Annotated in this window: 11 protein-coding genes; 8 read left to right on the top strand and 3 right to left on the bottom strand. The window is 75.8% G+C overall.

The genetic code is table 11. From position 1 onward, the window contains the following. The first annotated feature begins 75 nt into the window (after nucleotides 1-75). From ACFC0B_RS25860 to ACFC0B_RS25825, 8 genes are all read left to right on the top strand, one after another. Nucleotides 76-2229: an AAA family ATPase gene (locus ACFC0B_RS25860; RefSeq protein ID WP_376090268.1), complete on the top strand. Its 2154-nt coding sequence runs from the start codon at nucleotides 76-78 to the stop codon at nucleotides 2227-2229. 259 nt (nucleotides 2230-2488) lie between these two features. After that, on the top strand, nucleotides 2489-3604 hold the full coding sequence (gene ald, locus ACFC0B_RS25855) for an alanine dehydrogenase (RefSeq protein ID WP_376090265.1): 1116 nt from the start codon (nucleotides 2489-2491) through the stop codon (nucleotides 3602-3604). Between the two features lie 474 nt (nucleotides 3605-4078). Further along, nucleotides 4079-5146 carry a ParA family protein gene (locus tag ACFC0B_RS25850; RefSeq protein WP_376090262.1) on the top strand — a complete coding sequence of 356 codons (1068 nt, stop codon included), beginning with the start codon at nucleotides 4079-4081 and terminating at the stop codon, nucleotides 5144-5146. Nucleotides 5147-5187: 41 nt separating this feature from the next. After that, nucleotides 5188-5805, top strand: a complete 618-nt coding sequence (locus ACFC0B_RS25845) for a hypothetical protein (protein WP_376090259.1) — start codon at nucleotides 5188-5190, stop codon at nucleotides 5803-5805. A 153-nt stretch (nucleotides 5806-5958) separates the two neighbouring features. Then, a complete protein-coding gene (locus ACFC0B_RS25840; protein WP_376090256.1) occupies nucleotides 5959-6867 on the top strand; it encodes a segregation and condensation protein A in 909 nt (302 codons plus the stop codon). Then, nucleotides 6864-7736 carry an SMC-Scp complex subunit ScpB gene (gene scpB, locus ACFC0B_RS25835; RefSeq protein ID WP_376090253.1) on the top strand — a complete coding sequence of 291 codons (873 nt, stop codon included), beginning with the start codon at nucleotides 6864-6866 and terminating at the stop codon, nucleotides 7734-7736. Before ACFC0B_RS25840 ends, scpB begins: the two co-directional genes overlap by 4 nt. A 63-nt stretch (nucleotides 7737-7799) precedes the next feature. Next, on the top strand, nucleotides 7800-9056 hold the full coding sequence (locus tag ACFC0B_RS25830; RefSeq protein ID WP_376090250.1) for a pseudouridine synthase: 1257 nt from the start codon (nucleotides 7800-7802) through the stop codon (nucleotides 9054-9056). A gap of 205 nt (nucleotides 9057-9261) precedes the next feature. Next, a complete protein-coding gene (locus ACFC0B_RS25825; protein WP_376090247.1) occupies nucleotides 9262-10245 on the top strand; it encodes a transcriptional regulator in 984 nt (327 codons plus the stop codon). Nucleotides 10246-10290: 45 nt separating this feature from the next. Here ACFC0B_RS25825 and ACFC0B_RS25820 read toward each other — a convergent pair whose 3' ends face one another. The 3 genes from ACFC0B_RS25820 to ACFC0B_RS25810 form a co-directional block, all read right to left on the bottom strand. Beyond that, nucleotides 10291-10653 (bottom strand): DUF952 domain-containing protein, encoded by a 363-nt coding sequence (locus ACFC0B_RS25820; protein ID WP_376090244.1) that lies wholly within the window; start codon nucleotides 10651-10653, stop codon nucleotides 10291-10293. A 77-nt stretch (nucleotides 10654-10730) separates the two neighbouring features. Then, entirely contained in the window at nucleotides 10731-12302 is a 1572-nt protein-coding gene (locus ACFC0B_RS25815) for a DUF4139 domain-containing protein (protein WP_376090241.1), read from the bottom strand. Nucleotides 12303-12305: 3 nt separating this feature from the next. Beyond that, nucleotides 12306-14483: a DUF4139 domain-containing protein gene (locus ACFC0B_RS25810; RefSeq protein ID WP_376090238.1), complete on the bottom strand. Its 2178-nt coding sequence runs from the start codon at nucleotides 14481-14483 to the stop codon at nucleotides 12306-12308. Between the last annotated feature and the right edge of the window lie 196 nt (nucleotides 14484-14679).

Here is a 14679-nt window from a genome sequence, read left to right as displayed (position 1 = left end):
CGAACTACGCTTCGCAGACGGGGCGTCCGCTGCGGGCCGCTCCGGTGAGCGCTGGCGACGTCGGGAGTGGCACGGGTGGCGAGGAAGACCGTGACGATGGAGGCCGGGCCCGGCGCGCCCGCCGAGCGCGTTCCCGGGCTGGACCGGCTGCCCGCCGGCCCCACCCTGTTCGTCGGCCGGCGCACCGAGCTGGCCGCGCTGCGGGCCGCCGCCGCGCGCCCGGCGGAGGGCCGCAGCCCCGTCCTGGTGCTGGCCGGCCGGCCCGGCTCGGGCCGGACCGCGCTGGCCGTGCGGTTCGCCGTCACGGTCGCCGCCCAGTACCCCGACGGCGTGCTCTTCGCCCGGCTGTCCGCCCCCGACGGCGGCCGGGTGCCGCCCGCGCGGGTCGCCCGCCGGCTGCTGGAGCAGCTCGACGCGGACACCGCCGGCGTCCCGCTGCCCGGTGCCGTCGAGGACGGCCGGGAGGACCCGGCGTGCGTCGCACTGCGCGAGGCGCTGGCCGGGCGGCGCGTCCTGCTGCTGCTGGACGACGTCCGGGACGCCGGCCAGCTGTGGCCGCTGCTCGCGGACGAGCCTGGCTGCCTGGTGCTCGCCACCACGGCCGGGCCGCTCACCGGGATCGAGGACATCGACCCGGTGATCCTCGGCGGGCTGGACCGCCCGGCGGCCGCCGACCTGCTCGGCGATCTGGTCGGCGGCACCCGGATCGGCTGCGACCCGGTGGGCGCGGCCGATCTGGCGGAGGCCTGCGGCTCCCAGCCGGCGGCGCTGCGGCTGATGGCCGGGCGGCTGCGCGGCCATCCGGAGCTGGCGGTGACGGAGGCGGCGAAGGAGCTGGTGCGGGCCGTCGCCGAGGCCTCGGCGCCGGGAGCCGGGGGTGCGGGGGAGGCGAAGGCCGGGAAGCCCGCCGAGGAGGCGAAGGCCGCGCCGTCAGGGAAGGCCGGGCCACCGGGGAAGCCCGCGCCGTCCGGGAAGGCCGCGAAGCCCGCCGCGCCCGCGAAGCCGGAGAAGCCGGTGCAGGGCAGGAGGAAGAAGGGGAGCGGCGGGGCGGAGCCGACGGCCGCCGCGCCGGGGCCCGTCGTGACGCCGCCCCCGGCGGAGCCGGCCCGCGACCCGGCCGCCTGGGTGCGGCCCGCGCCGGAGCCCGCCGAACCCGTCCCGGTGCCGGACAACGACCCGCTGGTCGGCGCCTTCACCCTCGCCTACGCGGGCCTGCCCGCCGCGCAGGCGCGGATGCTGCGCGCGCTCACCCTGGCCCCCGCCCAGTGCGCGGACCTACGCACGGCCTCCGCGCTGGTCGGCTGCCCGGCCCCGGAGGCCGCCGGGACGCTGGCCGCGCTCGCCGAGCGGGAACTGCTCACCGAGGAGCCGCCGGCCGCCGACGGCACCGCCCGCTACCGCGTCCCGGGCCGGCTGCACCCCCGGCTGGTCCGGCTGCGCGAGCGGGACGACCGGCCCGCCGAGGTCGAGCTGGCCCGGGCCCGGCTGCTGGAGCGGCTGGTGCGGCTCACCGAGTCCGCCCGGGCGCTGCTGGACCCCGCCGGCGGCCCGGGCCCCGACCCGCTGCCCGGCCCGCTGCGGCTGACGTCCGCCGCGCACGCCCGGCAGTGGCTGCTCGGCGAGCGCGACCCGCTGCTCGCCGCGGTCGCCGACGCGATCGGCCAGGGCGACCTCGACGGCTCGGCCGGCCGGCTGGTCACCGCCCTGCTCCGGGCGCTGCCGCTGACCGGCGCCGCCGCCCCGGCCGACCTCTACCAGCTGCACGAGCTGGTGCTGACGGTGGCCGAGCGGCACGGCCGCCCGCGCCGGGCCTCCGCCGCCCTGCTCAACCTGGGGGACCTGCAGGCGGCCGCGGGCCGCTGGGAGCAGGCCTCGGGCCACTACCGGGCCGCCCTGGAGCACGCCAGGGCCGCCGACGACGAGGCGCTCTGTGCCCGCGCGCTGGAGGGCGCGGCGGGCTGTCACCGGGCGCTCGGCGACGCGGTGCGCGCCGCCGACTGGTACGGGCGGGCGCTGGGCCTGCGGCAGGCCATGGGGGACCACGCCGCCGAGGCCCGGCTGCTGGCCAGGGTCGCCGAGGCGCACACCGCGCAGCGCCGCTTCGAGGAGGCCGAGCGGGAGTACCGGGCGTCCCTCGCGGTGCTCCGCCGGCTCGGCGACGAGCACGGCCGCGAGGCCGTCGGCACCGCCCTCGCGGAGCTGCGGGAACGCGTCTCCGCCGGGTGGTAGCGGGCGGTTCAGGAGTATTGTCGAAGATGCCAGGTCAGTGCTGCTTTGGCAGGAAGATCGCGAGGGAAGCCTACGAACTTGCCAATGCATCCGGCAGATTTATTCACTTTGGAAGGCTGACAGGCCGCCTGGGCTTCATTACACTCGACTCAGCGCGCAGCGATCCGTGCCCCGGTGTCTTCCGGAGGCTTCCCCCCGTGCGCGTCGCCCGCCGGTCTTCTCCGGTAGGGACCCCCATGGCAAGAGGACGTGTTTAGCCGTGAAGGTCGGCATCCCCCGCGAGGTCAAGAACCACGAGTACCGCGTGGCCATCACGCCTGCCGGTGTGCATGAGCTGGTCCGCAACGGACACGAGGTCTACATCGAGGACAACGCCGGTGTCGGCTCCTCGATCCCGAACGAGGAGTACGTGGCCGCGGGTGCCACCATCCTCCCCACCGCCGACGAGGTGTGGGCGACCGCCGACCTGGTGCTGAAGGTCAAGGAGCCCATCGCGGAGGAGTACCACCGCCTGCGCAAGGGCCAGACGCTCTTCACCTACCTCCACCTGGCGGCCGACCGTCCCGGCACCGACGCGCTGCTCGCCTCGGGCACCACCGCGATCGCGTACGAGACCGTGCAGCTCGCCAACGGCGCCCTTCCGCTGCTCGCCCCGATGTCCGAGGTCGCGGGCCGCCTGGCCCCGCAGGTCGGCTCGTACCACCTGATGCGTCCGGCCGGCGGCCGCGGCACCCTGCCGGGCGGCGTGCCCGGCACCCACCCGGCCAAGGCCGTCGTCATCGGCGGTGGCGTCTCCGGCTGGCACGCGGCCACCATCGCCATCGGCATGGGCTACGACGTGACCCTGCTGGACCGCGACATCAACAAGCTGCGCGAGGCCGACAAGATCTTCGGCACGAAGATCAAGGCCATCATGTCCAACGCCTTCGAGCTGGAGAAGGCCGTCGTCGAGGCCGACCTGGTCATCGGCGCCGTGCTGATCCCGGGCGCCAAGGCCCCGAAGCTCGTCACCAACGAGCTGGTCTCCCGCATGAAGCCGGGCTCCGTGCTCGTCGACATCGCCATCGACCAGGGCGGCTGCTTCGAGGACTCGCACGCGACCACGCACGCCGACCCGACCTTCCAGGTCCACAACTCGGTCTTCTACTGCGTGGCCAACATGCCGGGCGCCGTCCCGAACACCTCCACCTACGCGCTGACCAACGCGACGCTGCCGTACGTCGTCGAGCTGGCCAACCGCGGTTGGAAGGAGGCGCTGCGCCGCGACGCCGCGCTGGCCAAGGGCCTGAACGTGCACGAGGGCCAGATCACCTTCGCCGCCGTGGCCGAGGCCTTCGGCCTGGAGTCGGTCTCCCTGGAGTCCGTCCTCGCCTGAGTGTGACGTGTGTTGCCCCCGGCCCGGTGCTCTCCGGGCCGGGGGCTTCGCCGTGCCCGTGCACAGGGGGTCACCGGACCTCTCCGGCCGCCGTGTGAACGAGGGGTGAATCCGGTGGTGACCTCGGGAATGGCGGGGGCGGGTCGCTCTGTCGTCAATTTCCGTCGGTCGTGTCACCCGACCCCGGAAACCCCGGAGTCACGGGCCCTCGCTCCCCTTGACAGGGGGTTGCCCGATAGTCGACACATCCTGCCCACTACCGTGGATTGTGTTGCTGCGAACGCCTTGAACGGCCTAGAGTCGCAAACCGTCGGCATGCTGCCACGCTGACGAATCGACATAGAGTCCTGGATGCCCAAGGAGGTAAGACGACTTGTGAATGAGTCGACATTTGCTCCCGGGGGTGGTCAGCCAGGACTGGCGGCGCACACCGCCGGCCAGCCGAGTGAGGAGCCCGGGGCCAGGCAGCCCTCCGTGGGCTCGGCCGAGGTCGGCTCGGTCGCTCTCCGTACGTTCGAAGCACGCCAGAACACAGCACAGGTGACCACGGTGACCGACTACGACGCCGAACTGCCGGCCCACGGCCTGGCCTACGGCGAGTTCGCCTACGGCGCCTACGACGACCCCGACGCCGAGTACGAGCCGGACCCGGAGTACGCGGCCACGCTCGCCCCCGACGCCGCCCGCCAGCGCCGCGAGCGGATCGGCCCGACCGGCCGCCCCCAGCCCTACTTCCCGATCCCCGCGCCGGTGGCCGAGCACGGCCCCGCGCAGATCATCGCGATGTGCAACCAGAAGGGCGGCGTCGGCAAGACCACGTCGACCATCAACCTGGGCGCGGCGCTCGCCGAGTACGGCCGCCGCGTGCTGCTCGTCGACTTCGACCCGCAGGGCGCCCTCTCCGTCGGCCTCGGCGTCAACCCGATGGAACTCGACGTCACCGTCTACAACCTGCTGATGGAGCGCGGGCTGACGGCCGACGAGGTGCTGCTGAAGACGGCCGTGCCGGGCATGGACCTGCTGCCGTCCAACATCGACCTCTCCGCCGCCGAGGTGCAGCTGGTCAGCGAGGTGGCCCGGGAGTCCGCGCTGGCGCGCGCCCTGAAGCCGCTGCTGCCCGACTACGACTACGTCATCATCGACTGCCAGCCCTCGCTGGGCCTGCTGACGGTCAACGCGCTGACGGCCGCTCACAGCGTCATCGTCCCGCTGGAGTGCGAGTTCTTCGCGCTGCGCGGCGTCGCGCTGCTCACCGAGACCATCGAGAAGGTCTGCGAGCGGCTCAACCCCGAGCTGCGGCTGGACGGCATCCTCGCCACCATGTACGACTCGCGCACCGTGCACAGCCGCGAGGTGCTGGCGCGCGTCGTCGAGGCGTTCGGCGACCACGTCTTCCACACCGTCATCGGGCGGACCGTGCGCTTCCCGGAGACCACCGTCGCCGGCGAACCGATCACGACGTACGCGACCAATTCGGTCGGTGCCGCCGCCTACCGCCAGCTCGCCAGGGAGGTGCTCGACCGGTGCCGCCCCGCCGAGTGAGTCTCCCGGGTGCCGACGAGCTGTTCCGAACCACCGGTGGGATGGCGCTGTCGCCGTCCCTCGCGTCGCGTTCGGCCGCCGAGGCGCCCAGACCGGAGACCGCGCGGGCGGTCAACGGCGCCGGTGACGCGGACGGCGCCGAGGGCGTCGACGGCTCCGGCGCCGGCGGCGAGGGCCAGGAGCACGCCGAGGGCGGCACCGGGGCGGGCGGCGACCAGGCCGGGGCCGGGCGCGCGCCGCGCCGGCTCGGCGCGCCGGGAGGGGCCACCGTGCCCGCCCCCGCGCAGCCGGGCGGCCAGGGTGCCACCGGGCCGGGCGGCGCCGCGACGGCCGCCCAGGGCGGCCGCGCCGCGGCCCCGGCGCCGCGCCAGCACAGCGGTACGGCCGAGGACCAGACGGGCTCCGCCGGCCGGCCCCGTCCGCGCGGCCGCGCCCCGCGCCGCCCGAGCGGGCGCGAGCGGCACGACGAGAAGATCACCGTGTACGTGTCCGCCGAGGAGCTGATGGACCTGGAGCACACCCGGCTGGTGCTCCGCGGCGAGCACGGCCTGGCGGTGGACCGCGGCCGGATCGTCCGGGAGGCCATCGCGGTGGTGCTGGCGGACCTGGAGCAGCGCGGCGAGGCGAGCATCCTGGTGCGGCGGCTGCGCGGGCGCTGAGCGCGCACTCCGGGGCCGCGGGGGGTCCGGGGTCGTTCGGTGCGGCGCGGTGCCGCGTGCGCGGTGCGCCGCGACGGTCGGGCCGGGGTGGCCCGGCGTGTCGGTGGGCCCCGGTGCGGGGCGGGCGCCGCGGCCGGGTGAAGATGGACCGTCATGCCGAGTACGCCCCAGAACCCCGTCGTCGACCGGACCGCCGTAGGAGCGGCCGGGCCGGGTGCGCCGGAGAACGGGCCGCAGGGCGGCTTCCGGGTCCGGCTGGACAACTTCGAGGGCCCGTTCGACCTGCTGCTGAGCCTGATCGCCAAGCACCGGATGGACGTCACCGAGATCGCGCTGGCGACCGTCACCGACGAGTTCATGGCGCACATCCGCGCGATGGGGCCGGACTGGGACCTCGACGCGGCGACCGAGTTCCTGGTCGTCGCCGCCACCCTCCTCGACCTCAAGGCGGCCCGGCTGCTGCCCGCCGCGGAGGTCGAGGACGAGGAGGACCTCGCCCTGCTGGAGGCGCGCGACCTGCTCTTCGCCCGGCTGCTCCAGTACCGGGCCTACAAGCGGGCGGCGGCGCTGTTCGGCGAGCGCTGGGCCGCGGAGCTGCTGCGGCGGCCGCGCACCGTCGGTCTGGAGCCGCGGCACGCCGAGCTGCTGCCCGAGGTCGTGATCAGCGTCGGCACCGAGCGCCTGGCGGAGCTCGCCGCCCGGGCGATGGCGCCCAAGCCGAAGCCGGTCGTCTACGTCGACCACATCCACACCCCGCCGGTCAGCGTGCGGGAGCAGGCGGGGCTGGTGGCCGGGCTGCTGACCGAGCTGGGCGAGGCCAGCTTCCAGCGGCTGGTCGCGGACGCCCCGGACACCATGGTGGTGGTCGCCCGGTTCCTGGCGCTGCTGGAGCTGTACCGGGAGCGGGTGCTCGCCTTCGAGCAGCCGGACGCGCTCGGCGAGCTGGTGGTGCGGTGGGTGGCGGAGGCGGACCGGGGCGCGGTCGAGGTGACGGACGAGTTCGACCGGCCGGCGGGCGAGGCCGCGGCGCGGGCGGCGAAGGGCGAGGAGGACGGGCGATGACGGCCGGGAACGGCGGTGCGGGCGGCGGACGGCCGGCCCGGCGGGCGCTCGGGCTGCCGGGGCAGCCGCGCGCCGGGGAGTGGCTGGAGCCGGCGCCGGGCGTGCCGGGCGTGCTGGGCGTGGCGGAGCCGGTGCCGGAGGCGGTTGCGCTTCCGGACGCGGCTGTGCCGGCGGAGGAGGCTGTGCCGCCGGAGGAGGCGCCGGTCGTGCGGCCGGTGCCGGTGCCGGAGGCGGACGGCGGTCCCGGGCTGCGGGCCGAGCTGGAGGCGATCCTGATGGTCGTCGACGAGCCGGCCGGCGAGGCCCACCTGGCGTCGGTGCTGGAGCGGCCGTGCGCGGAGGTGGCCGCGGCGCTGCGCGAACTGTCCGCCGAGTACACCGCCCAGGGGCGGGGCTTCGACCTGCGGTTGGTCGCCGGCGGCTGGCGGTTCTACAGCCGCGCCGCCTGCGCGCCGGCCGTCGACCGCTTCGTCCTGGACGGCCAGCAGGCCCGGCTGACCCAGGCGGCGCTGGAGACCCTGGCGGTCGTCGCCTACCGTCAGCCGGTGTCCAGATCGCGGGTCTCGGCCGTCCGCGGTGTGAACTGTGACGGCGTGATGCGTACCCTGGTACAGCGAGGACTGGTGGAAGAGGCCGGATCCGAGCCCGAAACAGGTGCGATCCTGTATCGGACGACGAACTACTTCCTGGAACGGATGGGGCTCCGCGGCCTGGACGAGCTGCCGGAGCTCGCTCCCTTCCTGCCCGAGGTCGACGACGTGGAAGCGGAGTCCCTGGAGGGCACGATGATCGCGGAGGCGGTCGCCGCCGCTGCCGTGCAGGCCGCGGACGGCAGTGGCGGGGCCGGTCGGGCTGCGCCCGATCGGTAGGGGGCGGTGAGGTCGGCCGAAACGACCGCACAGCCCAGACGGTAACGACGTACGGACACTTTGATGCGTAGCAGTGGCAACGGCAGGAACAGCAGCGGCGGCGGCAGCGGTCGCGGCGGACAGGGCGGGGGCGGCCGGGGCGGCTCCTCCGGGGGCGGCTCGGGCCGCGGCGGCTCCGGCTCGCGCGGGGGTTCGTACGGCGGGTCCGGCGGCGGCCGGGGCGGCTCGGCTCCGCGCGGCGGCTCGGGCTCGTACGGCCGCGACGACCGGCGTGACAGCCGTCGGGACGACCGGCGCGACAGCCGTCGGGACGACCGGCGCGACGACCGCCGCTACCCGGACCGCCCGCTGCGGCCCGAGGAGCGCAGGTACGACCGCCCCGAGTACGGCGGCGGCCCCAACGCCACCCCGGCCCGCGGCGGCTTCGCCGGCCGCCGCCCCGGCCCGGCCCCGCGGCCGCGCCGCGAGGGCCAGGGCGCCCCGGGCGACCCGCGCCGCCAGCCGCAGCGCTCGCGCGAGCTGCAGGCCCGGATCGAGGACGCGGTGCTGGCCCGGCACGACAAGCCGGCCGTGAAGCTGCCGAAGACCTTCGGCGAGCCCGAGGGCGAGCGCCTGCAGAAGGTGCTGGCCCGGGCCGGCGTCGGCAGCCGCCGCGCCTGCGAGGAGCTGATCGAGCAGGGCCGGGTCGACGTCAACGGCAAGCGGGTCACCGAGCAGGGCAAGCGGGTCGACCCGCTGAAGGACGAGATCAAGGTGGACGGCCTGACCGTCGCCACCCAGTCCTACCTGTTCTTCGCGCTGAACAAGCCGGCCGGCGTGGTCTCCACCATGGAGGACCCGGACGGCCGCCAGTGCCTCGGCGACTACGTGACCAACCGCGAGACCCGGCTCTTCCACGTCGGCCGCCTGGACACCGAGACCGAGGGCATCATCCTGCTCACCAACCACGGCGAGCTGGCCCACCGCCTCACCCACCCCCGGTACGGCGTGACCAAGACCTACCTGGCCGCCATCCAGGGGCCGATCCCGCGCGACCTGGGCAAGCAGCTCGCCAAGGGCATCGAGCTGGAGGACGGCTACGCCCGCGCCGACAGCTTCAAGGTCGTCTCGAACGTCGGCAAGAACTACCTGGTCGAGGTGACCCTGCACGAGGGCCGCAAGCACATCGTCCGCCGGATGCTGGCGGAGGCGGGCTTCCCGGTCGAGAAGCTGGTGCGCACCCACTTCGGTCCGATCGCGCTCGGCGACCAGAAGTCCGGCTGGCTGCGCCGGCTGACCAACCCCGAGGTCGGCCAGCTGATGCGCGAGGTCGGGCTGTAACAGCCGCCCCCGGAGGGCCTCCCCGTCGTTCGGCGGGGAGGCCCTCCGTCGTTCGGCGGGTCCTGCTGTGAAGCGGGCCGCATCGGCGGTGATCACCTTGTCAGCCCGCTGATCCGTGGCCGAGGATTGCCACCTGCCCACGACCCGCCCGGTGGCGGGACTGCGCCACCCGGCGCGGGGCGAGAGGCGAACGGGGAGCGACGCCGTGTCCGATGCACCACTCAGCGCTCTGGGACTGGCCGGACCGGACGGGCGGATCTACGCGGCGCTGGTGGCCAACCCGCAGTCGACGGCCGAGGACCTCGCCGCGCTCTGCGACCTGACCGTCCAGCAGAGCCTGCGGGCCCTGGACCGGCTCGCCCAGCAGGGCATGGCCACCCGGGCCCCGGTGGACCGGCAGCGGTTCCTGCCGGTCGCCCCGGACGTCGCCATCGGCACGCTGATCGGCCACCGGGAGTCCGAGCTGCGGCACGCCCGGGCCGAGATGCACCGGCTGATGGACGCCTTCCGGGAGGCCTCGCGCTACACCGACCCGGCGCACTCGGTCGAGGTGCTGACCGGCGGCGAGGCGATCGCCCAGCGGCTGGAGCACATCACCGGGACCAGCCAGTACCAGATCCGCGGCTTCGACCGCCCGCCCTACATCCAGGACCCGGTGGCCAACATCCCGCTGCAGCGGCAGCGGCTGAAGGAGGGCGTGCGGTTCCGGACCGTCTACGACCGGGAGGCGGTGGCCTGGCCGGGCCGACTGGAGAAGAACATCCTGGTCGGGGTCGCCGACGGCGAGGAGGCCCGGGTCCGGCCGGTGCTCCCCATGAAGATGGTCATGTCGGACGACCGGATGGCGATCATCCCGATCAGCGTCGGCGACAGCGTCCTCGACGCCGCCTACGTCATCCACCCCTCGGCGCTGCTCCAGGCGCTGGACACGCTCTTCGAGGCCGAGTGGGAGCGCGCCGTCCAGTTGCAGGCCGCGATCGGCGCGGTCGACGGGGCGCTGGAGCCGGAGGCCGACCACCGCAAGCTGCTCGGGCTGCTGGCGGCCGGCCTCACCGACGAGTCGATCGCCCGCTCGCTCGGCTGGAGCGCCCGGACCACCCAGCGCCGGCTCCAGTCGCTGATGCGCGAGCTGGGCGCCACCACCCGCTTCCAGGCCGGCATGGCGGCCCGGGAGCGGGGCTGGCTGTAGCCGCCCGAAACCGGTCGTGGACGCGCCGGGCCGGCGCCGGGGGCGTCAGCTCCAGGGGGAGAGGGACGCCCAGTGGCCGTCCGGGCCGCGCTCGACCTTCTCCAGGCCGACCACCGCCGTGCGGTTCAGCCGCCCGTAGATGTGCGGGAACAGCACACCGGGGGTGGCCCCGGGCGGCGGTGCGCCGTGCGGGGCCTCCCACTTGACCATCGGTTCCACCAGCGACTCCTCGATCAGCAGCACCATCAGCGGTTCGCGGGCGTCGGCGAAGAAGGCGTTGGCCACGGCGAGCGCGGTCGGCTCGTCCGCCGAGCAGTGGATGAAGCCGTCGGTGAGCAGCGAGGCGGTCGCGTACGGCCGGCCCGGGTCGGCCAGCCAGTCGTCCAAGGGGGCGAGGTGCAGGATCATGCTCCTGTTGTACCCGCTCCGGCCGGGCCCGGGCGGTCGCCCGGGCGGCGGTTCGCACGCCCGGGCCCGGCCGGTGCTCAGAGGCCCGCCACCTTCCCGGAGGCGGAGACCTCGTACACCAGGGTGAGCGTGCGGCGGGCGCCCGGTCCGAGCGGGACGTCCCAGCGGACGATGCCCTCGGCGTCGAGGGCGTCCGGCGCGGGTGAGCACTCCTCCTTGCGCAGCCGCACCTCCACCGCCGACACCTCGGAGACCGGCACCCGCTCGCGCACCGCGACCAGCTGCTCGTCCCGTTCCTCCGGGCCGGAGAACCGCGACAGGTGCAGCCGCACCGTGCGGGTGGTCACCGAGCGCTGGCTCAGCCCGGCCGTGGAGCGGCGCTCGTCGGTCTCGCGGACCACCCGGTAGCCGTCCGAGCTGCCGAAGGACAGCTCCACGTCGGCTCCCGGAGCCGTGAACGGCAGCCGTCCGCGCCCGGTGAAGCCGCTGCCGCGGACCAGCTCGACCGGTCCGGCGAGCAGCGGGTGCCCGGCCGTGTTGCGGAACCGGACCACCTGGGTGACCAGCGGCGACAGCTCCGGCGCGCAGGCGTACTCGCTGAGCGCGGGACCTTCGGAGGAGTCCAGCGGGACCCGGTGCGCCCGCCCGTCGGAGGGCACGGTGGCCGGTGCCGGGGCGGTCAGCACCCGTACCTCGCCGCCGTCGTCCACGCCGGGCAGCACGCCGTCCGGGCGGAGCTCGGAGATCGTCTCCTCGCGCAGCTCGACCTCGACGGTGCGCCGTTCCTCGGAGGTGCGCTCGCGCAGCGTCAGCACGTCCTCGGCGAGCGCGGGCGGCTCGGTGGCGAGGGCGGAGCGGGCGGTGGAGAAGGTGAGCCGGGCGCCGGTCCAGGCCTCGCCGGTGCGCTGCCAGACCACCGCCTCGGACTCCAGCCGCAGCACGCCCCCGGCCAGCGTGGCCCGGTAGGACGGCCGCCAGAGCGCGCAGGGCACCAGGTGGCTCACGGTCAGCCGGGCGGGCCCGGCCTCCCCGGCCTCGACGGTCAGGTCGAGGTGGGCGACCAGCTCGGCGGGCTGCTCCTCGGCCTCGGCCGCGGCTCGGAACGCCGCGTTGCGCTCCTCCTCCAGCCGTTCCGTCCGCGAGCGGGTGGCGCGCAGCTCCTCGCCGTACCGCTCGCGTTCGGCGTCCACGCGCTCCAGCTCGCGGTGCCAGCGGGTCCGTTCGACCTCGCCGATGCCGGCGCCCTCGCCGACCTCGCGCAGCAGGTCCGCGGCGAGCTGGGCGAGCAGCGCCAGCCGGGCCTCCAGCCGCTGGGCCAGCGCCTTCTCGGCGATGTCGCGCCGGTCCAGCTCGTGCAGGCGGTGGCGCAGTGCGGAGTCCTCCGGGCCGGGCGGCAGCGGGGCGCGCGGCGTCCAGGCGCGGGTGATCCGGGCGTCCAGGACGCGTACGCCCGGGGTGTCGGACTCGGCGCGCAGGGTGCGGTCGACGGCGAGCGCGGTGAGCGGGCCCAGGCGCAGCCGCTGGACGCCGGCGGTCAGTTCGGCGGTGGCGGTGCGTTCGACCTGGGCGCGGTCCTCCAGGCAGGTGACGGCGGTGACGGGCAGCGGCGTCGCGGGCCGTGGGGTGACGGGGAGGGGGGTGACGGTCATCGTTCAGTTCCTCCGGTTTCCGCCGACGATGGCCTTTCCGGCCGGGATCCTGATCTGGTAGCCGGCGTCCAGTTCGGCCCGGCCGCCGGGGGGCAGCTCGACCCGTCGGAGCCGGGTGCTGGGCGGACACTCGGTGGACGGTTCGTCCGGTGCGTGCCAGCCGGGGCGTTCCTCGATCCGGATGTCGGCGTCGGAGCTGACCGGCACCCGTTCGCGGACCTCGACGGTGACCGGGCGGCCGAGCCGGTTGGCCAGTTCGACGTGCACCCGGTGGTCGAGCACGGTGCTGCTGTTCAGCATGCCCGCGGTGGACTCGCGCAGCTCGGTACGGCGCGTCACCTCGACCGACTCGGCGACACCGATGCCCAGTCGGCGCACACCGCCGGGGGCGAGGGTGGGCAGGGCGGCGGTGAGCAGGAACTGGTCGTCGACGGTCACCTCGACCGGTCCGGCGAGCACGGCCTGCGCGGTGTCGTTGGCGATCACCAGGGTGGCGTAGACGCGCTCCTCGACCGCGGGCACGGTGACGTACTCGGGGCTCACGCGCACCGGGATCCCGCCGATGGTGACGGTGTGCCAGGTGCCGTCGGACGGGAGGTCGGCGGGCGCGGCGGCGTCGAAGCGGTGGTCGAAGGAGCCGGCCGAGACGCGCGGCGGCACGGCGTGGTGCGGCAGCGGGAGGCTCGGCAGCCCGGGGGCCGGGCGGCCGGCGGTGGGCCGGCGGCGCGGGCCGGGCGGGTGGTGCAGGGTGCCGCGGCGGCCGGGGGCGGCGTCCGGGCCGAAGAGCTCCAGCACGGGGTAGTCGAGCAGTTGTTCGTCCGGGACCGGCGGGCCGGGCGGGGTGGAGGGCGCGTCGGGGGCGACGCGCCTGGCGAGGGCCTCCGCGGCGTGGCCCGGGGCGCCGCCGCCGGGAGCGGGCGGGGGCGCGCCGTAGCCGGCGAAGGCGGCCTGCTCGGCCTGGCCGAACGGTTCGAACCGTTCGAACGGCTCGACCGGCTCGTCGGCGGAGCGCAGGCCGCGGGTGCGGGCGCGGGCGGGACCGCCCGGGGGTCGCGGGGCCGGGGCGGCGGCCGGCGGCGGGAGCGGGGCCGCGGCGGCGACGGGGGCGACCGGGACGGAGAGCAGGGGCTCGTCGGCGAACGCGCCGCCGCCGGCTCCGGCGCGTACCCGGCGGGGGTCGATCGGCGCCGGGCCGGCCGCGTCGTAGCCGGTGAACAGGTCGGCCAGGCCGGCCGGGGGCTCGCGCCAGCCGGAGGGCGGCGGGGGCGGCTGGCTGCGGCCGATCCGCAGCGAGCGCAGCTTGGGCAGGTCGGTGCGGCGGTCGAGGTCGGCGGTGGAGAGGGCGAGGCGCACGCCGGTCCAGTCCTCGCCGGTCTGCTGGGCGACCGAGGCGCGCAGCAGGAGGTGGCCGGTGTCGGCGCCCTGGCGGTAGGAGAGCCGGTAGGAGGGCACCCAGCGGGCGGTCCCGACGGTGTACTCCAGTTCGATCTCCAGCTCGGCGGGGGCGTCCCCGGGAACGGCGGCGGTGGTGGTGAGGGTGAGCAGGGCGGTGGTCGTGGTCTCGACGGGTTCGTGCCGCCCGTCGGGGGACAGCCGGGCGACCCGCTCGTTGAGTACCCGGACCTCGTGGTCGGCGAGTTCGAGCTCCCGGGTGAGCCGTTCGGTGCGCTCGTGGAGGGCGGTGAGGCGCTCGTCGACGAACTCGGCCAGCTCCAGCCAGGCGTCGGCGGGGGTGCGGCGCAGCGGTTCGTCGCGGCGGCGGGGCGGCGGGACGGCGCGCAGCCCGCGGGTCTCGACGACGGCTGCGTGGACCAGCCGCCGCTGCTCGCGCAGCGCCTCGGCGTGCTCCTCGGCGTCGGCCAACCGGCGTTGCAGCTCCGGCAGTTCGGAGGGTTCGCGGAGTTCGGCGACGGCTTCCAGGCGGACCTCGGTGACGGCGGTGCCGGCCGGGCCGAGGAGGACGCGGGCGCGCAGCGAGCGCTCGTCGAGCCCCTCCGGCAGGCCGGTCAGCCGGAGCCGTCCGCCCGGAGGCAGGGCCGTCCGGGCCCGGCGGCGGCACACCGCGCCGACGGCGTGGACGACCACGGCGTCCAGCACCGAGGGCACGGTGGGGACGGTGGTCCGCTCGGTGGTGCTGTCGTCGTGCGGTCGATGCTGGTCGCTGCTGTGTTGATCGTTCACCCGGCCAACCCCTTCGTCGCGTACCGTCGGCGGCCCATCCTGCCGTGCGGCGGCGCCCGCGTCGCCGGTTTTCCACCGTGCGCGGCGTGCGGGCGGCGCGGCGGGCGCCCGGTGGCGCGGGCCGCGTGAGGGGGGACGGCCGGGGGCGGTGGTGCGGTTGCGGCACGGGCGGTGGTGGTGATGGGGGAGGATGGGG

It is taken from the genome of Kitasatospora sp. NPDC056184 (assembly GCF_042268405.1).
In the GTDB taxonomy this organism is placed as follows: Bacteria; Actinomycetota; Actinomycetes; order Streptomycetales; family Streptomycetaceae; genus Kitasatospora.
This window is presented reverse-complemented; position numbering and strand designations above follow the sequence as displayed.